Here is a 20,253-nt window from a genome sequence, read left to right on the forward strand (position 1 = left end):
TTGTTTGTCAAACCTCGTAATTGTCGAGTCGCCTGCAAAGGCCAAGACAATCAAAAAATATCTGGGCAAGGATTTCGATGTCGTTGCCTCAATGGGACATGTGCGCGACCTGCCCAAAAGCAAGCTCGGCGTGGATGTCGAGCATGAGTTCTCGCCGATCTATGTCGATATCAAAGGCAAGGAGGACCTCATCAAGGATCTCAAAAAGAAAGCTAAAAAGAGCGAAACCATCTACCTCGCGACCGACCCTGACCGCGAAGGGGAGGCGATTTCCTGGCACCTGGCGCAGATGCTCGGTGTGGATCTGCACGAGCCGAACCGCGTGACCTTTAACGAGATCACCAAAACCGGCGTGAGATACGGCATGGATCATCCGCGCGAGATCGATGAAAAACTGGTCGATGCGCAGCAGGCCCGCCGTATCCTGGACCGGATCGTTGGCTATAAGCTCAGCCCGTTCCTTTGGCGCAAAGTGCGAAAGGGGCTTTCGGCTGGACGCGTTCAGTCGGTGGCGGTACGCATTATCGTCGACCGAGAAGAGGAGATCCGCGCTTTCAAACAGCAGGAATACTGGAGTATCGACGCGAAGCTTGCCGCGAAGGGTTATGCAAAGAAGCCGTTTCCATCGAAGCTCTACTCAATCGGGGGCAAAAAACTCGATCTGACCGCCATCCCTGATGAAGAAGCCGCGAGGAAAATCGTAGCGGCGCTCGAAGGCGCGGAATATACTGTCGCCGGCGTCAAAAAAGGTGTGCGCAAGAAATCCCCGTCGCCGCCGTTTATCACTTCGACCCTTCAGCAGGAGGCTTCCCGCCGCCTTGGTTACCAGTCCCGCCGCACGATGAAGATCGCGCAGGAACTTTACGAAGGCGTTGAAATTGAAGATCTCGGCCCGGTTGGCCTCATTACCTACATGCGTACCGACAGCCTGCGCATCTCGAACGAGGCCGCCGAGGCCGCTGAAAACTATATCGTCGGCAAATACGGCAAGGAATACCTGCCGGGTACCCGCCGCGTATTCAAGACCAAAAAGAACGCCCAGGACGCGCATGAGGCGATCCGCCCGTCCGATCCCGCGATCACCCCGGACAGCATCAAAAAGAGCCTGACCGCCGAGCAGTATAAGCTCTACAAGCTCATCTGGGAGCGCTTCATCGCAAGTCAGATGGCAAATTCCCTGCTTGACACGGTAGCGGTCGACATTAGCGCGGGCGAATACCTCTTCAAGGCTTCCGGCTTCACTGTGAAATTCGACGGCTTTACCGTCCTTTACGAGGACAGCAAGGACGACGATGAGGAAGGCTCCGCGGCGCTCCCGCCGCTCGCGGTTGGGGATATTCTGAATCTCAAGGAGCTCTCCCCGAATCAGCACTTCACCCAGCCTCCCGCCCGCTACACCGAGGCGTCGCTTATCAAGGCGCTTGAGGAAAATGGGATCGGCCGTCCGAGTACCTATGCCCCGACCATCACAACCATCCTGGCGCGCAACTATGTTGAACGGGAAGGAAAAGCGCTTAAGCCGACCGCACTGGGCGAGGTGACGACCAAGTTGATGGAGGAGCAGTTTTCCAATATCGTCGACGTGACCTTCACCGCAAATATGGAGAAGGAGCTTGACGAGGTGGAGGAAGGCAAGGCCGACTATGTCGGGATGCTTTCCAAGTTTTACGGACCTTTTATTGAAACGCTGGAAACGGCTGAAAAGAATATGGATGGAACCCGCGTCAAGGTGCCGGATGAGGAAACCGACGTGGTTTGTGAGCTTTGCGGCCGCAAAATGGTCATTAAGATCGGCCGCTTTGGAAAATTTTTGGCATGTCCGGGCTTCCCGGAATGCCGCAACACCAAGAAAATTGTCAAGGAAACCGGGGGGCTCTGCCCGGTCTGTGGCGGAAAGGTGCTTGCGAAGAAATCCAAAAACGGCAAGGGCTATTACGGCTGTGAACACAATCCCCAATGTCAGTTCATGACCTGGGATAAGCCGCTCGAGGAGAAATGCCCGAAATGCGGCGCGACCCTGTTCCAAAAAACCGGACGCGGCGCAATGATCCACTGCCTGAAGGAAGACTGCGATTATGCGCGGCCTGTCAAGGGCAAAGGTGAAGGTGAAGAAAAAACCGCAAAGGACGCGGAAGAATGACCGTCCGGGTGGTCGGCGCGGGGCTCGCGGGATGTGAAGCGGCGTGGGCGCTCGCAAATGAAGGCATCGAGGTGCGGCTTTATGAGATGAAGCCGCAGAAATATTCCCCGGCGCACCATAATCCCAGCTTCGCTGAACTGGTCTGCTCGAACTCACTCAAGGCGCAGCGGATCGGTTCTGCCGCCGGGATGCTGAAAGAGGAAATGCGTTTATTAGGCTCGCTGGTCGTCGACTGCGCTCTGAAAACAAGCGTGGCGGCGGGCGGCGCGCTTGCCGTTGACAGGGATGCGTTTTCGGCCTTGGTGACCGAAAAAATCCTGGCGCACGAAAAGATTGAGGTCGTGCATGGGGAAGTGACCGAAATCCCGGACGACGGTTATACAATTGTCGCGACCGGCCCGCTTACCTCCGACACGCTCGCAAAACAGATTGAGGCACTCTGCGGCGGTTCGCTCAGCTTCTTCGATGCCGCCGCTCCGATTGTGACCTTTCAGTCGGTCGATATGGAGAAGGCGTTTTTTGCCGCGCGCTATGAGCGCGGGGACGACGACTATATCAATTGTCCGTTCAGCAAAGAGGAATATGAAACTTTTTATGAGGCGCTGCGTACGGCTGAAAGCGCCGAGCTGCATGCCTTTGACCGGCCGGAAAAACATGTCTATGAAGGCTGCATGCCGATCGAAATCATGGCGAAGCGCGGCGCGGACACCATCCGTTACGGCCCGCTCAAGCCGGTGGGGCTGCGCGACCCGCGCACCGGCCACCGTCCATGGGCGGTGGTGCAGCTGCGGCGGGAAAACCGTGACGGGACGCTCTACAATCTGGTAGGCTTCCAGACAAATCTCAAATTTGGGGAGCAGAAGCGGGTCTTTTCGATGATCCCGGGGCTTGAGAACGCTGAATTTGTGCGGTATGGGGTGATGCACCGCAACACCTTCATCGATTCGCCGCGTCTGCTCGACAGGACGTTCCGGCTGCGGAAAAATGGGAAAATCTATTTTGCCGGGCAGATAACCGGCGTGGAAGGGTATATTGAGTCCGCAATGTCGGGCATACTTGCAGGGAAGCACCTTGCCAGGATACTTCTGGGGAAACCAGAGCTTATTTTGCCGCGCGACTGCATGTGCGGTGCGCTTTCGCACTACATCAGCGACGAAAGCGTCGTGGATTTCCAGCCGATGGGCTGCAATATGGGAATCCTGCCGCCCGCGGAAACACGCATCAAGGACAAGCAGCAGCGGTACCTGACCGTGGCTGAACGGGGGCTTTTACATCTGAAAACGGTATTGGAATCGGAATAAGGGAGGAAAATGACATGCGGATTATTGTGGATGTGTTTGGAGGCGACCATGCGCCGATCGAAATTCTCAAAGGCTGCGCCATGGCGGTGCAGGAATACGGCGTGGATATCCTTGCTGTCGGCAATGAGCGGGTGATCCGGGACGAAGCGGCTAAGAACGGCATTTCGCTTGACCGGATTTCGATCACGAACGTCGAGAAGGTCATCCCGGTCGAGGTGGACCCGGCCGAGGTGGTCAAGTCTTACGACGACTGCACGATGGCGGTCGGGCTCAAGATGCTTGCGAGCGGAGAAGGAGACGCATTTGTGAGTGCCGGAAGCACCGGTGCGGTTGTCGTGGGCGCCTCGGTGCTTGTCAAGCGGATCAAAGGGATCAAACGCGCGGCGCTCGCGACAGTCATCCCAAACGCAAACGGCTGTTACATGCTGATCGACATTGGCGCAAACAAAGAATGCCGCCCGGAAATGCTCACCCAGTTCGGCATCATGGGCAGCATCTACATGGAAAACATCATCGGGGTGAAACACCCAAGGGTCGGCACCGTGAACATCGGTTCGGAGGATTCCAAAGGCCTTGACCTGCAGAAGGAGGCGAATGAGCAGCTCCAGCATGCGCCGATTAACTTCATCGGCAACGTTGAACCGCGTTACCTGCCGCAGGGCTGCTGCGACGTGGCAATCTGCGACGGCTTCACCGGAAATGTCATCCTGAAACTGACAGAAGGGCTTGCGAAGTGGTTCTCGAACGAACTCAAGGGGATCTTCATGGCCAGCGGAAAGACCAAGATGGGATATCTGCTTGTGAAGGACGGTGTAAACGGCTTCAAAAACAAAATGGATTACAAAGAATACGGCGGCGCGCCGCTCATGGGTATCACAAAGCCGGTGATCAAGGCGCACGGCAGTTCGGATGCGCGCGCGTTCAAAAACGCGATCCACCAGGCGATGAACTACACCGAACGCGGCGTGGTTACGCAGATCGAGCATTCACTGGCCGAGCTGAAAAACCGGATGCCGCGGGATGGGCAGTGAGAGGGGATACAGATGGAAAACAACTTGAAGATTGCCGCGCTCGAGGAGCGGATCGGCTACACCTTCCAGGCGAAAAAATATTTGGACATCGCGCTGACCCATTCCTCCTACGCGAACGAGGTCAAGAAGAACCTTTCGAGCAATGAGCGGCAGGAGTTTTTGGGGGATGCGGTGCTTTCAATCATCGTGTCAGAATACCTTTTCAATACCTTCCATCTTGCGGAAGGCGATCTCACCAAACTGCGCGCGGCGATGGTCTGCGAAAAATCCCTCTGCGAATTCGCGGAGGAGATCCAGCTTGGAGATTACCTCAAACTCGGCCGCGGCGAGGAGATGATGGGCGGACGCACCCGGCCATCGATTCTGGCCGACGCGTTTGAGGCGTTGCTTGCCGCGGTTTACCTCGATGGAGGAATCGAGCCCGCCCGCAAGTTCGTGCTTGGGTTTGTGGTCGATTTGCTTGAGAACAAAAATCAGTTCGCCTTCAACGACTACAAGACGATGCTGCAGGAGATCATCCAGAAGAATCCGGAAGAAAAGCTTTCCTATATGCTGGTGGAGGAGTCCGGCCCGGATCACAACAAGAAGTTTGTGGTCGAAGTGCACCTCAACAGCAACGTGATCGGCAAAGGCTCCGGCGGCAGTAAAAAGAGCGCTGAACAGGCGGCTGCGAAGGAAGCGCTCAAACTGATGGGCCAATGAAGCATGCGAACCTTTCAATTTTTGTGCCGCATGCGGGCTGTCCGCACCGGTGCAGCTTCTGCAACCAGAAAAGCATCTCCGGCGCTGCGGATTGTCCATCCGGCGGCGATGTAATCGCGCTTTGTGAAGCCCAGGCGGCGCGGATGCAGAACCGCGAAGGCGAGATCGCTTTTTTCGGCGGGAGCTTCACTGCGATCGACCGGGAATACAGGACGGAACTGCTCGAAGCGGCGGCTCCGTTTGTACATAACGGGATGTTCCGGGGAATCCGTATTTCGACCCGGCCGGACTGCATCGATCCGGAAACCCTCGTGGTTTTGAAGTCCTATGGCGTGACCGCCATTGAGCTTGGCGCGCAGAGTATGGACGACAAGGTACTGCGTGAAAACGGGCGCGGGCACACCGCGTGGGATGTGGAACATGCCGCGCGGCTTATTTTGGAAGGCGGATTTGCGCTTGGGCTGCAGATGATGACCGGCCTTTGGGGTGCGGACGATGAGAGCGATCTCACGACGGCGCAGCGGCTCGCGGCGCTTGGTCCGCAGACGGTGCGGGTATATCCGACGCTTGTGATGGAGGGGACGCGGCTCGCGCGTCTTTACCGGAACGGATATTATCGCCCGCAGACGTTTGAAGGAGCGGTTGTGCTCGGAGCGCGTCTGCTGGAATATTTTACGGAACGGGGAATCCGTGTGATCCGCATGGGCCTGCATGCGGAAGGTACGCTTGAAGCGGGGCTGCTCGCCGGGCCGTATCATCCGGCCTTCCGCGAACTTTGTGAGGGAAGGCTTCTCCAGAATCGGATCAGAGGTCTGCTTGAGGGAAAAGCGCCGGGAAATTTCATTTTGCGTACCGCGCCGCGGAACGTTTCAAAAATTATGGGACATGGCGCGTGCGGCATTGTGCAACTGCGGGAATTGGGGTATAATATAAGACTAAGACAAGACGCGGCAATGACAGGTTTAACGTTAGAGATAGAGGATGTGTGAATTTGCGTTTTCGCTCATTGGAAATTCAGGGCTTCAAGTCCTTTCCCGATAAAACAAAGCTTACCTTCAACGATGGGATCACCGCTGTTGTTGGGCCGAATGGAAGCGGAAAAAGCAATATTGCCGACGCGGTCCGCTGGGTTCTGGGCGAACAGTCCTCAAAGACGCTGCGCGGCGGCAAAATGGAGGATGTGATCTTCGGGGGTACCCAGGCACGCAAGCCACAGGGCTACGCGCATGTGCAGATCACCATCGACAACTCCGACCGGGCGCTTCCCTATGAAAACGATCTGGTTACGATTTCACGGAAACTCTACCGTTCGGGCGAGAGCGAATACCGCATCAACCAGAACAGCGTTCGTCTCAAGGACATTTACGAACTTTTTATGGATACCGGCCTTGGCCGGGACGGCTATTCGATTATCGGGCAGGGCAAGATTGCCGAAATCGTCTCTGCCAAAAGCACCCAGCGCCGGGAAATTTTTGAGGAGGCCGCGGGCATCTCAAAATACCGTTACCGCAAGGCGGAGGCGCAGCGCAGACTCGAAGGTGCGGAAGAAAATCTTTTGCGGCTTCGGGATATTCTTTTGGAACTCGAAAGCCGGGTCGAACCGCTGCGCGTCCAGTCGGAGAAGGCTGCGCAGTTTCTTGAATATGCTGCTGAGAAAAAGACGCTTGAAATTTCGCTGTGGGTGCTTACGCTGGAGCGCTCGAAGCAGGTTCTGCGCGAGCAGGAGGACAAAATTCTGCTCTGCAAAACTGAACACGATGAAATCCAGGCGGAGATCGATGGGATTGAGAAATCGATCAACCACCTTTTTGCGCAGATGCAGGAGCTCGCCGTACAGATTGATGAACGCCGCCAGAAAACCCGCGAAATCGAAGATCTGTCCGCGAAAAGCGGCGCCGATATCGCGGTCATGCGTAATGACATCGCCCATAACGAGTCCTCGATCCAGCGCATTGAAGCGGAGCTCACGCAGTCGGGCGCGTCGGACAGTGACCTCGATGAAAAAATTCGTACATATGAGGACGGGATCGCGCAGAAAGAGGATGCGTTGAACGACCTTCACGCCGGGCAGCAAAAGACACGGGAGGAGATCGACGCGTTTAGCGCCCGCCGCACCGAATGCGCGGGGCGGATCGATGCGCTCAAAGAGCGGCGATACGCGCTTTCCCAGAGCATTAACGAGGTGAAGCTCTCTTCCGCGTCGAGCGGTTCGCTTATCGACGAAACGATTGAGCGGCTTGCCTCAATTAAAGATAACGCGCTGGTGCGCGACGAAAATCTCATCCGCGTTCAGAAAGAACAGGCGGACTGTACCGAGCTGCTCGCGGAGATAGCGGACAATATCCAGTCGCTGCAAAACGCCCAGAAAGGTTACCAGCTCAAGCTGGAAAGTCGGCAGAAAAAGATGGATTCTCTTGCGGCCAACCGCCGTGAGTACGAGGACAAAGCGCGGGAGCGCCTGCAAAAAGCACAGCTGCTGTTCAACATGGAAAACAGTATGGAAGGTTTTTCGCAGAGCGTCAAATACATCATGGCGCAGGCCGGAAAAGGGGCGCTGCACGACATCTACGGACCGGTTTCCCGGCTCATCACGGTGGCGGACGAGCATGCGCTCGCCATTGAGATCGCGCTCGGCGCCGCGATGCAGAATATTGCCGTTAAGGACGAAGCGGTTGCCAAACGTGCAATCGGCATGTTGAAGGAATCCCGTTCCGGACGGGCCACTTTCCTGCCCGTTTCCACTGTAAAGGGAAACAGACTTACAGAGGGCTGGCTTGACACGGCGGACGGTTTTGTCGGTGTGGCCGCCGGACTGGTCCGGTATGAAGAACGTTTCGCAGGCATTATCAACCAGCTTTTGGGAAGAATTGTAATTGTGCGGGATCTCGACTGCGCGACCGCGATTGCCAAACGCGCGGGCTACAAGTTCCGCATTGTCACGCTTGACGGGCAGGTTGTCAACGCGGGCGGTTCGATGACCGGCGGTTACGCGGCAAAAAGCGCGGGCATCCTGAGCCGTGCGAAGGAGATCGACGCGCTGAAAGCCGAGGCGAAGGGCCTGCAGGAACAGATGGCCAGGCTCGACGGGGAACTCAAGGCGCTGCAGGCGGAAGCCGCTGAACTGCGCGCGGTCGCGGCTGGTATTGACGGTGAGCTGAAAACCGCGCAGGAGGACAAAATCCGATACGAGTCAGAGAAAAAGCGGCTCGACCTTGCCTATGAGGAAGCGGTCCGGGTCAAAGAACAGGCCGCGCTCGAATATGACCAGCTGACCGCGCGGCTCGAGGAGCTCAAAGGCCAGAATGTCTCGAACTCCGAATTGCTCGGCGACCTCACCCACCAGATGGAGGAGGTCGCGGGCAATCTCGCGCGGCTGGGAAGCCAGCGCGACGACTGCCAGTCCCGCGTGGAGGAAGCCGCGAACCGCTTTTCCGAAGGGAAGGTGCGGGAGGCCGCGCTTGAAAATGAAATCGCCGGCATCCGGCAGATGATCGCGCAGCTTGTCAGCCAGAAAGAAAATCAGGCGGCGCACACCGCCGAACTCGAACGCCAGAAAGCGGAACATGCCGCCGAAATCGAGGCGATTGGCGAAAGGATCGCCGGGGCCGAGGCGCAACGGGAGACCTACGCGCGGCAGGCCGAGGCGCTGAACGCCGAAATCCGAGAGATGGCCGCGCGGCGAAACGAGAGCGAAGCGCAGTCCTCCCGGCTGCGCGCGGGTGAGAAGGAAATCCTTGCCAGGCGCGAAACGGCAGCGCGGGAACTGGCGCGGCTCGAAGAGAAAAAGACCGCCCTGCAGAGCGAGTATGACGGGATCATATCACGGCTGTGGGACGAATACGAAATCACCCGTTCGCAGGCCTCCGAGGCCGCGCAGCCGGTGGAGGACCCAGCGAAGGCGCAGCGCCGGCTTGGGGAGCTCAAAAGTAAAATCAAGGCGCTCGGCAGCGTCAACATTGCGGCGGTCGAGGAATATAAAGAGGTGTCCGAGCGGTATACTTTCCTAAAGGCCCAGGTCGAGGACGTGGAAAAATCCCGCGCCGAGCTTGGAAAGCTCATCAACGATCTCACCCGGGATATGCAGAATATCTTTGCGGAAAACTTCCAGAAGATCGCAGGGCATTTCGCAAAGATCTTCACCGAGCTGTTCGGCGGCGGCAGGGCGGAGCTCGCGCTCACCGACCCCGCGAACATTCTCGATTCCGGTATTGAAATCTATGTGCAGCCGCCGGGCAAGATCATCAAAAATCTCGCGGCGCTTTCGGGCGGCGAGCAGGCGTTCGTCGCGATCGCAATCTACTTTGCGATCCTCAAGGTTCGCCCGTCGCCGTTCTGCCTGCTCGATGAGATCGAAGCGGCGCTCGATGACGTCAACGTCGTCAAATATGCGCAGTATCTGCGAACGATGTGCCATAAAACCCAGTTCATCACCATCACACACCGCCGCGGCACCATGGAGGAAGCGGATGTCCTTTACGGCGTGACCATGCAGGAGGAGGGCGTTTCGAAGCTTCTGGAACTCAATGTCAGCGAGGTTGAGCAGAAACTGGGCATCAAGTAAACCAATACTACTGGAGGAACACAATGGGATTTTTCGGGAAACTGGCCGAAGGCTTAAAAAAAACGCGGGACTCGATGACCAAAGCGATGGACGACCTGCTCAGTTCGTTTGGCAAGATCGATGAGGAGCTCTATGAGGAGCTGGAGGAAACGCTGATCATGTCGGACGTTGGAATCCGCACCGCGCAGGCGATCGTCGGGCAGCTGCGTGAAGAGGTGAAAAAGCGCGGCGTTTCGGACGCCTCCGAAGTGAAGGGGCTTATCAAGGAGATTGTGACCGGCATGCTCGAAGGCGGGCAGGAGCTTCGGATCTCAACCCGGCCGTCGGTCATCCTGGTGATCGGCGTGAACGGCGTGGGCAAGACCACCACCATCGGAAAGCTCGCGGCGAACCTCAAGGCGGACGGAAAGAAGGTGCTGCTCGGCGCGGCGGATACCTTCCGCGCGGCGGCGATCGAACAGCTTGAAATCTGGGCCGAACGTTCCGGCGTTGATCTTGTCAAACAGGCGGAGGGCTCCGACCCAGCGGCGGTCGTGTTCGACGCGATCACGGCGGGCAAGGCGCGCGGCGCGGACGTGGTTATCTGCGACACGGCCGGAAGGCTTCATAACAAAAAAAACCTCATGGATGAGCTCTCGAAAATCTCCCGCGTGATCCAGCGTGAAGCACCCGGCTGCGACACCGAAGTGCTGCTCGTGCTCGATGCGACCACCGGGCAAAACGCGCTCAACCAGGCGCGCCAGTTCAAGGAAGCTGCCGGGATCACCGGTATCATCCTCACCAAGCTTGACGGTACCGCGCGCGGAGGCGTGGTCATCGGCATTAAACAGGAATTGCAGGTTCCGATCAAATATATCGGCGTGGGCGAACAGATCGACGATCTGCGCCCGTTTGACGCAAAGGATTTTGTCGACGCCCTCTTTTCGGGCGAACAGGATGAACCGGAGGAGGAAAGCTGATGCAGGTGATCGTTGCGACCGGCAACAAAGGCAAATTGTGTGAATTCGAGCGGATCTTCGCGCCGCTTGGGATTTCTGTGGTTGCACAGGGGGAGGTCTGTCCGGGCCTTCAGGTGGAGGAAACCGGGACAACCTTTGCGGAAAACGCCTTTCTTAAGGCGCAGGCGGTGCATGAGCGCACCGGGAAGGCAGCCGTGGCGGATGATTCCGGACTCTGTGTCGATGCACTCGACGGGCGCCCAGGCGTTTATTCGGCGCGATATGGGGGCGAAGAGATGCCTTATCCTGAAAAAATGGAGAAACTGGTCGAAGAACTCGGCTGCCTGCCGGTCGATTACCGCACCGCGAAGTTTGTGGCGCACATCTGTTTTATCGATGCTGACGGGACCCGCATCGATGTGGAGGGGATCTGCCCGGGCTACATCGGCGCGGAACCGAAAGGGGAGAACGGTTTCGGATTCGACCCGATCTTTATGGTGGGGGACCGTAGCTTCGCAGAACTTTCCGACAGTGAAAAGGATCGGATTTCCCATCGCGGCAAAGCATTGCGGGAGCTGGCGGAAAGACTGAAAGAACATCTGAAATGACCAAATGACAATATTAGGAGAATGAATCTATGTTAAGCAGTAAACAGCGCGCGAAGCTGCGCGGCCTCGCAAACCCGATCGATACCATCTTGCAGGTGGGAAAAGGCGGCGTGGCCGACGCGCTCGTAAAACAGGTGGACGACGCGCTCACCGCGCGGGAACTCATCAAGATGCGGGTGCTCGAAACTTCTCCCGAACCGGTGCGGGAGATTGCAACACGGCTTGCCGAGGCGACCAGCTCCGAAGTGGTACAGGTGATCGGCACAAAATTCGTGCTCTTTCGCAGGAACCAGAAGAAACCGGTCATCGAGCTTGACTGATGCGCACCGGGATCTTCGGCGGGACCTTCAACCCGGTGCACAGCGGGCACGTCCTTTTGGCGCAGACCTACATTGCCGCGCTTTCGCTTGAACGGATGCTCGTCATCCCAACACGCATCCCGCCGCACAAAACCGGCGAAAGCCTTATTCCCGGGGAAAACCGGCTCGAAATGTGCAGGCTTGCCTTTATGCAAAACCCGGTCTGCGAGGTGAGCGATATCGAGCTGCGGCGGCCGGACAAAAGCTACACGGTCGACACGCTCGAAAAATTGCACCGGGATTTCCCCAACGACGAATTTTACCTCATTATGGGAAGCGATATGTTTCTGACCTTCACCGAATGGCGGCGCTGGCAGCGGATTTCCGAACTGGCGGTTGTCTGCGTGGGCGCGCGGGAAAAGAACCTGCGTCCGGCGCTGGAGGGGCAGTCGCGCCTGCTTTGCGGGTACGGCGTGCGGTGCCGGATCATCGATCTTGATCCGATGCCTATCTCCTCCACCGAGGTGCGCGCGATGGCAAAGCGCGGCGAGCCGCTCGATGCGGTGGTGCCGCCCGCTGTCGCCGGTTATATTGCGGAAAACCGGCTGTACCAGGGCTGAGCAATAACAGGACAAAGAAATATGACAAAATGGGGTGGCAGTTTTGGAATATGATTTGGAAAAGTTGGAAAGCCTAGCAAGAAAGAACCTCTCGGCGAAACGGTTTTATCATACCCAGTGCGTCGTCCGGCGGGCGGAAGAGCTTGCGGAGCGGTACGGCTGCGACATTGGGAAAGCGCGTGTTGCGGGCTGGCTGCACGATATCTGCAAGGAGCTCCCGCGCGGCGAGCAGTTGCAATGGCTTACAAAGTTTGGTATAATCCTAGACAGTGTGCAGCTGGGACAGCCAAAGACCTGGCACGGGATGGCTGCGTGCGGCTATATGAAACTGGAGCTTGGGATCGACGACCCGGAGATTCTTCACGCCGTGCGCTACCACACGACCGCATGCGGAGAAATGACCGTCTTCGACGAGGTGATCTATCTGGCCGACCTCACCAGCGCGGAACGGGATTATCCTGACATCGACACGATGCGCAAGCTTGCCGACACCGCCACCGGTCCGGCAATGAAATATGCGATGTGCTATGCGCTGGGTGATCTGGTCATCCGGGAACAGGGGATCAGCCGCGACAGCTTTGAAGCGTATAATTATTATCTCAGGTATTGAGAAATCCTGTAAAATATGGGGGTGAAGTGAATGACATCGATCGGGATGGTCGAAAAAATTGCAGAAATCCTGAACAGCAAAAAGGCAAAGGATATCACAGCGATAGAAATCAGGGAACTTACCACGATCGGGGACTACTTTGTCATTGCGTCGGGCGGATCGAATGCCCAGGTCAAGGCGCTTTCCGACGCGGTGGAGGAAGGGCTGAGCGCGCTTGGGTTCGAGCCGCGCAAGATCGAAGGCTACCAGTCCGCGATGTGGATCGTACTGGATTACTACGACGTGATTGTTCATATATTCTATGAAAAGACCCGTGAGTTCTATGCGCTGGAGCGCCTGTGGGCGGACGCGCCGAAAGTCGCGCTCGAACTGAAAGACTGACTAATTTTGCACGCCGCGAGGCGTTTGCATCAGGGAGTGTACAAATTGAAGTACGATTTTGCAGCAATTGAAAAGAAATGGCAGGACAAATGGGACGAGCTCGATACCTTTGCGGCCACCGACGACTACTCCAAGCCGAAGTATTACGCGCTTGTCGAGTTCCCGTATCCGTCGGGCCAGGGCCTGCATGTCGGCCATCCCCGTTCTTATACGGCGCTGGACATCGTCGCGCGTAAACGCCGTTTTGAAGGCTACAACGTCCTTTACCCAATGGGCTGGGACGCGTTTGGCCTGCCCACCGAGAACTACGCCATCAAAAACCACATCCATCCGGAAAAGGTCACCCATGATAATGTCCAGCGGTTCAAAAGCCAGCTTAAAAGCCTGGGTCTTTCGTTCGACTGGAACCGGGAGATCAATACCACCGACCCAAATTACTACAAGTGGACCCAGTGGATCTTCCTGCAGCTTTTTAAACATGGGCTTGCGTATAAAAAGGAGATGTCGGTCAACTGGTGCACCGGCTGCAAGGTCGTTCTCGCAAACGAAGAGGTGGTCGGCGGCGTCTGCGAACGCTGCGGCAGCGAAGTCGTCCATAAAGTAAAGAGCCAGTGGATGCTCAAAATCACCGAATACGCCCAGCGGCTGATCGACGATCTTGACACGGTCGATTATATCGACCGTGTCAAGATCTCCCAGAAAAACTGGATCGGCCGGTCAACCGGCGCGCAGGTCGACTTCGGCACCACCGCTGGGGATCTGCTCACCGTCTTTACCACGCGTCCGGATACCTTGTTCGGCGCGACCTACATGGTCATCTCCCCGGAGCACCCGTACATTGAAAAGTGGGCGGACAGGATCAAAAATATGGACGCGGTGCGCGCTTACCAGCAGGAAGCCGCCCGCAAATCCGATTTTGAACGCACCGAGCTTGCAAAGGACAAGACCGGCGTCAAGCTAGAGGGAGTAAATGGGATCAATCCGGTAAATAATACTGAAATCCCGATCTTTATTTCGGACTATGTCCTGATGAGCTATGGCACCGGAGCCATCATGGCGGTCCCGGCGCACGACACCCGCGACTGGGATTTCGCCAAGAAATTTGACCTGCCGATCATCGAAGTCGTCAAAGGCGGAAATGTACAGGAAGAAGCCTTTACAGATTGTGAAACCGGTGTGATGGTCAATTCCGGCATGCTGGACGGCCTTTCCGTGGAAGACGCGAAGAAAAAAATTACCGAATGGCTTGCGGAAAACGGCAAAGGCGAACCGAAGGTCAACTACAAACTGCGCGACTGGGTGTTCTCCCGTCAGCGTTACTGGGGCGAGCCGATCCCGATTATCCACTGCGATCACTGCGGCTATATCCCGCTCGACGAGAGCGAGCTGCCGCTGCGGCTGCCGGAGGTAGAAAGCTACGAGCCGACCGGCGACGGTGATTCTCCGCTTGCCGCGATGGACAGCTGGGTCAATGTGAAATGCCCGAAGTGCGGCGCTCCAGCCAAGCGCGAGACCGATACCATGCCCCAGTGGGCGGGTTCCTCCTGGTATTTCCTGCGCTACTGCGACCCGCATAACGACAAGGCGATCGCTTCAAAGGAAGCGCTCGATTACTGGATGCCCGTTGATTGGTATAACGGCGGCATGGAGCATACAACCCTGCACCTGCTGTATTCCCGCTTCTGGCACAAGTTCCTCTATGATATCGGCGTAGTCAGCACGCCGGAACCCTATCAGAAGCGCACCAGCCATGGTATGATCCTTGGTGAGAACGGGGAGAAGATGAGTAAATCCCGCGGCAACGTGGTGAACCCGGACGACATCATTAAGGAGTTTGGCGCGGACACCCTGCGGCTTTACGAGATGTTCATCGGCGATTTTGAGAAAAGCGCGCCGTGGTCCCAGAATTCGATCAAGGGCTGCAAGCGTTTCCTGGAGCGCATCTACGGGCTGCTTGAGATCCTGAAGGGCGGCGACAGCTATTCGCCGGAGCTCGAAAGCAGCTTCCATAAGACGATCAAGAAGGTCTCGGAGGACATTGAAGCGCTCAAATTCAACACGGCAATCGCCGCGATGATGAGCCTGCTCAACGAAATCTGCGATCATGGCTCGGTCAATCACGCGGAGCTGAAAACGCTGCTGCTGCTCTTAAATCCGTTCGCACCGCACCTCACTGAGGAAATGTGGGAAGAAGCGGGCTTTGGCGGCATGCTGAACGGGCAGAGATGGCCGGCCTATGACCCGGCAAAATGCAGGGACGCGCAGGTGGAGATCGTGGTGCAGGTCTGCGGCAAGATCAAAGCGCGCATCATGGTGGACGCTGACGCGGATGAATCCGCGCTTCTTGCGGCGGCGAAAGCCTGCCCGGAAATCCAGGCTGCAATCGAAGGAAAAAATATCGTGAAAGAGATTGTGGTCAAGGGAAAATTAGTTAACATTGTGGCGAAATAGTTACATTTCGGTATCCTTCCAGTAAATGGCTTGACAAGTTGCTGATCCGCATTGTATAATGAATGCTGTTATCCATTTACTTTGGATATAACTCCGGCCTAGCGGCGTGGGGAGGGAATAGGTAAATGTCAGAAATCAGAATCAAGGACAACGAGTCTTTGGACAGCGCTCTGCGTAGGTTTAAACGTTCTTGCGCACGCTCCGGCGTTCTCGCTGAGGTTCGCAAAAGAGAACACTATGAGAAGCCTTCTGTCAAGCGCAAAAAGAAGTCTGAGGCTGCTCGGAAACGCAAATTCAAATAATAATTGAATGACGTATGTGGAACAGGCGGGGCAGCGATGCTCCGCCTGTTTTGTAGAGAAAAAGGGAGGACGTATGTCTGTTTTTCATCCCATTTTCAGGTTTCACAGGATTTATGAGATCCAGCCGGAGTGGCTGCGGGAATACGGTATTTCGGTGCTGCTGCTTGATGTGGACAATACGCTGACCACGCACGATAACCCGGATGTCCCGAATGAAGTGCGCAGCTGGATTGAAAGGATGCGGGCCGCGAAAATCCGGCTGATGATCCTCTCAAACAACAATCAAGAACGGGTGGAGCCGTTCGCCCAAAAGCTGGGGATCGGCTGCATCGCCAACGCCAAAAAGCCGCTTGGGGACGGCGTGCGTAGGACGCGCGAAGCGCTCGGCGTATCCAATGGGGAGATCGCCATCGTTGGCGACCAGATCTTCACCGACGTGCTCTGTGCGAATCTGGCGGGCGTGTGGTCGGTTCTGGTGGAACCGATGGAATTGGAATCCTTCCCATTTTTCAAAGTAAAGCGTGCGTTGGAACGGGTCGTGCTGAAAGATTATCATGGTGATGACGCAGGGGCAAAAGCGGCCCGCGTCAGGAGGTTTTATGAAAAAAATAAGGTTCGGCCCGGCCGGGACGTCTGACAGCTTTACGGCGCAGGGCTTTAAAAAGAATATACAGGTGCCGGATTATCTCGTGGGTATGGGGCTTTCGGCGTTCGAATACCAGTGCGGCCGCGGTGTGCGCATCTCGCAGGAGGCGGCGCGGGAGTTTGGCGTGGTGGCGGCCGAAAAGGATATCCAGCTTTCGGTGCACGCGCCGTATTATATTTCGATGTCGAGTGTTGAGCCGGAAAAACGGGAGAAGAGTATCGACTACGTCCTGCAGTCGGCGCGCGCGGTGAACGCGCTGGGCGGTGACCGGATCGTGATTCACACCGGTTCCTGCGGCAAAATCAGCCGGGAGGAAGCGCTCGTGCTCGCCTCTGACACCTTTCGCAAATGTATCGCGGCGCTCGACGCGGAGGGGCTTTCGCACATCCATATGTGCCCGGAGACGATGGGCAAGGCAAACCAGCTCGGTACGCTCGAAGAGGTGCTCACGCTCTGCCGGCTCGACGACCGGATGCTGCCCTGCATCGATTTCGGGCACCTGAACGCCCGCACCTTCGGCGGGATGAACTCCCCGGAGGCGTTTTCTGCGGTCTTTGAAAAGATGGAAAACGCGATCGGAGCTGACCGGATGCGGACCTTTCATGCTCATTTCAGCAAAATCCAATACACCAACCCGGGCGGTGAGAAAATGCACTTGACTTTTGCGGACACGATTTTCGGGCCGGATTTTGAGCCGCTTGCGGAGCTGTTGGTTAAAAAAGACTGCACGCCGACCATCATCTGTGAGTCGGCCGGGACCCAGGCGGAGGATGCCGCAAAAATGAAGGAAATGTATATTTTGGCAGGGGGCAGGAAATTATGAAAAAGGTGCTGGTCATCCATGGGCCAAACCTCAATCTGGTGGGAATCCGTGAACCGGACCATTACGGGACCGAAGGCATCGCCGACATCAATGCGGAAATCCTTGTGCACGCAGAGGAGCTTGGCCTCGACTGCGAAATCTTCCAGTCGAACCACGAGGGCGCGATCATCGATAAGCTCCACGAGGCGCGTACCGCTTTTGACGGGGTGGTGCTCAACGCGGGCGCTTACACCCATTACAGCATTGCTATCCGTGACGCGATCGCCGCGATCAAAATCCCGGTGATCGAGGTTCACCTTTCGAACGTGCACGCGCGGGAGGAATTCCGGCATACTTCGGTTATCGCGCCGGTCTGCGCGGGCGGGATTTTCGGATTCGGGAAACACAGCTACCTGGTGGCGCTCGACGCGCTTGCCCGGATGAAATGAGGCGGGGAGAATGGAACAAAACGTACGGATCGCGTCGCTGGTATCCCGGATGACGGAAGAATTTGACGCGGTCCTCATCACGTCGGACGTCGACCGGCTTTATTTCACCGGTATGCAGTCCTCGGCGGGGACGCTGCTTGTGACGCGGGAGGCGGCCTATCTGGTGATCGATTTCCGGTATGTCGAGAAGGCGCGGCAGGTCGTGAAGGGCTGCGAAGTGATTTTGCAGGAACGGCTCTATGAGCAGCTTTTGGAACTCTGCAAAAAGCACAATGTCAAAAGCCTCGGCATTGAAAGCGAATACCTTACGGTATCCGACTATCTCGGTTATAATGAAAAGCTGCCGGATATCGGCTTTGTTATGAATGACAGCCTGAGCCGGATCATCCGCGAACTGCGGATGACCAAATCGCCGGAGGAAATCAAGCATATCAGGGCGGCGCAGGCGATCACGGACGCGGCGTTTTCCCACATCTGCGAATACATCCAGCCCGGGATGACCGACCGGCAGATCGCGGGCGAGCTGCTCGATTTCTGCTACCGGAATGGTTCCGAACGCCCTGCTTTTGACTTCATAGTTGTGTCAGGCGCGCATTCCTCGATGCCTCACGGCGTGCCGACCGGTAAGGTGGTGGAACCGGGGGATTTTATCACGATGGACTTCGGGTGCGTGGTGAACGGTTATTGCTCGGATATGACCCGGACGGTGGCCGTGGGACAGGTGAGCGATGAGCAGCGCAGGATTTACGAGATCGTTGGGGCTGCGCAGAAGGCCGCGATGTCCGCGGTGAAGCCGGGCGCCTCCTGCGCCGCTGTGGATGCCGCTGCGCGCGACCTGATTGCCGGGGCGGGCTATGGGGCATGCTTCGGACACAGCACCGGTCATTCGCTGGGGCTTGAAATCCACGAGCAGCCTGCCTTTGCGCCGCGTTCGCAGGCGTTTTGCGCGCCTGGTATGGTGATCACCGTCGAACCGGGCATCTATCTGGAAGGGCGGTTCGGCGTGCGCACCGAGAACATAGTGCTGGTCACGGAGGATGGCTATATGGATCTGACCGCGTCCGGAAGCGAACTGGTGGTTCTCTGAAAATGGAAAAACGGCTGGAAACTGCCAATTATCTACGAAAAGGGCTTGCAATATTTGTGGTTTTAATATAGAATTAGAGTGTTAATCTGAACGGTACAATTTTAACCTGCGTAATAACGTTGGAAGCAAAGATGTATCAGAACTTTTGGAGGTAAATATATGATTTCAGCAGGGGATTTCAGAAATGGCGTAACTTTTGAGATGGACGGCAACGTTGTCCAGATTATTGAGTTCCAGCACGTGAAACCCGGCAAAGGCGCTGCATTCGTGCGCACCAAGATCCGCAACGTGATCTCCGGCGCGGTGACTGAGAAAACCTTCAGCCCGACCGACAAATACCCGACCGCTTATGTCGAGCGCAAGGACATGCAGTACCTTTATCAGGACGGCGACCTTTACTATTTCATGGACAACGAGACCTACGAGAACATCCCCATCAATGCAAGCGTGCTCGGGGACAACTTTAAGTTTGTCAAGGAGAACATGGACTGCAAGGTTCTCTCCTACAAGGGAAATGTGTTTGGCGTTGAGCCGCCGTTCTTTGTGGAGCTGGAAGTCACCAAGACCGATCCGGGCTTCAAGGGCGACACCGCGACCAATGCAACCAAGCCCGCGATCCTCGAAACCGGCGCTGAGATCAAGGTTCCGCTGTTTATCGAGGAAGGCGACCGCATCAAGGTCGACACCCGTACCGGCGAATACATGGAGCGCGCATAACCACATTGGATTGAATAGAAATGGAAAGATAAGGGAGGCTATCAGGATGACCATTACCGAAAGAGCAGCATATATCAAAGGACTGGCAGAGGGCCTCGGAATCGACGATTCCACCAAGGAAGGCAAGATCATCAACGCGCTGATCGGCGCGATCGACGATATGGCGCTGACCATCGCGGACCTGGAAGCGGAAGTTGACGAACTTTCGGAGCAGGTCGACACCATCGACGAGGATCTCGGAACCCTGGAAGAGGAGTTCTATGAGCTTTCGGATGACGAGTGTGACTGCGACGAGTGCAGCTGTGACGATGAGGACGACGGGGATTACCTCGACGGGGACATCTATGAAGTCTGCTGCCCGACCTGCGGGGATATTGTCTGCATCGATTCCGATATGCTTGAGGAAGGACAGACCACCTGCCCGAACTGCGGGGAGCTTCTGGAGTTCGATCTCGAAGAAGATGCTGACGAAGAGGGAAACGACAAATGCGAAGAGTAATTGATTCAAAACTGAATCAGTTCTGGGACACCCCGCACTAAGCGGGGTGTTTTCCGTATCGTTAGAATTTTGTCAAAATGTTCAAAAAATACTGTCAATCCCTGTAGGA

At 56.4% G+C, this 20,253-nt stretch carries 20 protein-coding genes; all 20 read left to right on the forward strand.

Going from position 1 to position 20,253, the window contains the following annotated elements:
* Positions 1 to 4 precede the first annotated feature (4 nt).
* The 20 genes from topA to DWV16_RS02220 all read left to right on the forward strand — a co-directional run bounded on the left by topA (position 5) and on the right by DWV16_RS02220 (position 20,144).
* Positions 5 to 2,140 carry a type I DNA topoisomerase gene (topA, locus tag DWV16_RS02125; protein WP_066459662.1) on the forward strand — a complete coding sequence of 712 codons (2,136 nt, stop codon included), beginning with the start codon at positions 5 to 7 and terminating at the stop codon, positions 2,138 to 2,140.
* Positions 2,137 to 3,441: a methylenetetrahydrofolate--tRNA-(uracil(54)-C(5))-methyltransferase (FADH(2)-oxidizing) TrmFO gene (gene trmFO, locus DWV16_RS02130; RefSeq protein WP_118477688.1), complete on the forward strand. Its 1,305-nt coding sequence runs from the start codon at positions 2,137 to 2,139 to the stop codon at positions 3,439 to 3,441. Before topA ends, trmFO begins: the two co-directional genes overlap by 4 nt.
* Positions 3,442 to 3,455: 14 nt before the next feature.
* Positions 3,456 to 4,472, forward strand: a complete 1,017-nt coding sequence (gene plsX, locus DWV16_RS02135) for a phosphate acyltransferase PlsX (protein ID WP_066459659.1) — start codon at positions 3,456 to 3,458, stop codon at positions 4,470 to 4,472.
* A 12-nt stretch (positions 4,473 to 4,484) separates the two neighbouring features.
* Positions 4,485 to 5,174, forward strand: coding sequence for a ribonuclease III (gene rnc / locus DWV16_RS02140; protein ID WP_066459658.1), 690 nt, complete (start codon positions 4,485 to 4,487; stop codon positions 5,172 to 5,174).
* The gene (locus tag DWV16_RS02145; RefSeq protein ID WP_118477689.1) at positions 5,171 to 6,163 is read left to right on the forward strand and encodes an elongator complex protein 3; all 993 of its coding nucleotides are present in this window, start codon (positions 5,171 to 5,173) and stop codon (positions 6,161 to 6,163) included. The genes rnc and DWV16_RS02145 overlap by 4 nt, the downstream gene beginning before the upstream one ends.
* A 2-nt stretch (positions 6,164 to 6,165) precedes the next feature.
* Positions 6,166 to 9,735 (forward strand): chromosome segregation protein SMC, encoded by a 3,570-nt coding sequence (gene smc, locus DWV16_RS02150; RefSeq protein WP_118477690.1) that lies wholly within the window; start codon positions 6,166 to 6,168, stop codon positions 9,733 to 9,735.
* Positions 9,736 to 9,758: 23 nt separating this feature from the next.
* Positions 9,759 to 10,694 carry a signal recognition particle-docking protein FtsY gene (ftsY, locus tag DWV16_RS02155; protein WP_066459653.1) on the forward strand — a complete coding sequence of 312 codons (936 nt, stop codon included), beginning with the start codon at positions 9,759 to 9,761 and terminating at the stop codon, positions 10,692 to 10,694.
* On the forward strand, positions 10,694 to 11,281 hold the full coding sequence (gene rdgB, locus DWV16_RS02160) for an RdgB/HAM1 family non-canonical purine NTP pyrophosphatase (protein ID WP_118477691.1): 588 nt from the start codon (positions 10,694 to 10,696) through the stop codon (positions 11,279 to 11,281). Before ftsY ends, rdgB begins: the two co-directional genes overlap by 1 nt.
* A gap of 29 nt (positions 11,282 to 11,310) precedes the next feature.
* Complete coding sequence (gene yhbY / locus DWV16_RS02165) at positions 11,311 to 11,601, forward strand: ribosome assembly RNA-binding protein YhbY (RefSeq protein WP_066459649.1); 291 nt, start codon at positions 11,311 to 11,313, stop codon at positions 11,599 to 11,601.
* Positions 11,601 to 12,200 carry a nicotinate (nicotinamide) nucleotide adenylyltransferase gene (gene nadD, locus DWV16_RS02170; protein ID WP_066459647.1) on the forward strand — a complete coding sequence of 200 codons (600 nt, stop codon included), beginning with the start codon at positions 11,601 to 11,603 and terminating at the stop codon, positions 12,198 to 12,200. The genes yhbY and nadD overlap by 1 nt, the downstream gene beginning before the upstream one ends.
* A 43-nt stretch (positions 12,201 to 12,243) precedes the next feature.
* Positions 12,244 to 12,810: a bis(5'-nucleosyl)-tetraphosphatase (symmetrical) YqeK gene (gene yqeK, locus DWV16_RS02175; protein WP_066459645.1), complete on the forward strand. Its 567-nt coding sequence runs from the start codon at positions 12,244 to 12,246 to the stop codon at positions 12,808 to 12,810.
* A 30-nt stretch (positions 12,811 to 12,840) separates the two neighbouring features.
* Complete coding sequence (rsfS, locus tag DWV16_RS02180) at positions 12,841 to 13,191, forward strand: ribosome silencing factor (protein ID WP_066459642.1); 351 nt, start codon at positions 12,841 to 12,843, stop codon at positions 13,189 to 13,191.
* 45 nt (positions 13,192 to 13,236) lie between these two features.
* Positions 13,237 to 15,642: a leucine--tRNA ligase gene (gene leuS / locus DWV16_RS02185; protein WP_118477692.1), complete on the forward strand. Its 2,406-nt coding sequence runs from the start codon at positions 13,237 to 13,239 to the stop codon at positions 15,640 to 15,642.
* A gap of 125 nt (positions 15,643 to 15,767) precedes the next feature.
* Complete coding sequence (rpsU, locus tag DWV16_RS02190) at positions 15,768 to 15,944, forward strand: 30S ribosomal protein S21 (RefSeq protein WP_006875892.1); 177 nt, start codon at positions 15,768 to 15,770, stop codon at positions 15,942 to 15,944.
* A 73-nt stretch (positions 15,945 to 16,017) separates the two neighbouring features.
* The gene (locus DWV16_RS02195; RefSeq protein WP_066459639.1) at positions 16,018 to 16,581 is read left to right on the forward strand and encodes a YqeG family HAD IIIA-type phosphatase; all 564 of its coding nucleotides are present in this window, start codon (positions 16,018 to 16,020) and stop codon (positions 16,579 to 16,581) included.
* The gene (locus tag DWV16_RS02200) at positions 16,544 to 17,413 is read left to right on the forward strand and encodes a TIM barrel protein (protein ID WP_118477693.1); all 870 of its coding nucleotides are present in this window, start codon (positions 16,544 to 16,546) and stop codon (positions 17,411 to 17,413) included. Before DWV16_RS02195 ends, DWV16_RS02200 begins: the two co-directional genes overlap by 38 nt.
* Positions 17,410 to 17,841, forward strand: a complete 432-nt coding sequence (aroQ, locus tag DWV16_RS02205) for a type II 3-dehydroquinate dehydratase (protein ID WP_066459635.1) — start codon at positions 17,410 to 17,412, stop codon at positions 17,839 to 17,841. Before DWV16_RS02200 ends, aroQ begins: the two co-directional genes overlap by 4 nt.
* Positions 17,842 to 17,851: 10 nt before the next feature.
* A complete protein-coding gene (locus DWV16_RS02210; protein WP_118477694.1) occupies positions 17,852 to 18,928 on the forward strand; it encodes a Xaa-Pro peptidase family protein in 1,077 nt (358 codons plus the stop codon).
* A 159-nt stretch (positions 18,929 to 19,087) separates the two neighbouring features.
* Complete coding sequence (gene efp, locus DWV16_RS02215; protein WP_066459631.1) at positions 19,088 to 19,645, forward strand: elongation factor P; 558 nt, start codon at positions 19,088 to 19,090, stop codon at positions 19,643 to 19,645.
* 46 nt (positions 19,646 to 19,691) lie between these two features.
* Positions 19,692 to 20,144, forward strand: a complete 453-nt coding sequence (locus DWV16_RS02220) for a CD1247 N-terminal domain-containing protein (RefSeq protein WP_066459629.1) — start codon at positions 19,692 to 19,694, stop codon at positions 20,142 to 20,144.
* Positions 20,145 to 20,253 lie beyond the last annotated feature (109 nt).

The sequence above is a fragment of the Anaerotruncus sp. AF02-27 genome (genome assembly GCF_003465835.1).
Lineage (GTDB): Bacteria > Bacillota > Clostridia > Oscillospirales > Ruminococcaceae > Anaerotruncus > Anaerotruncus rubiinfantis.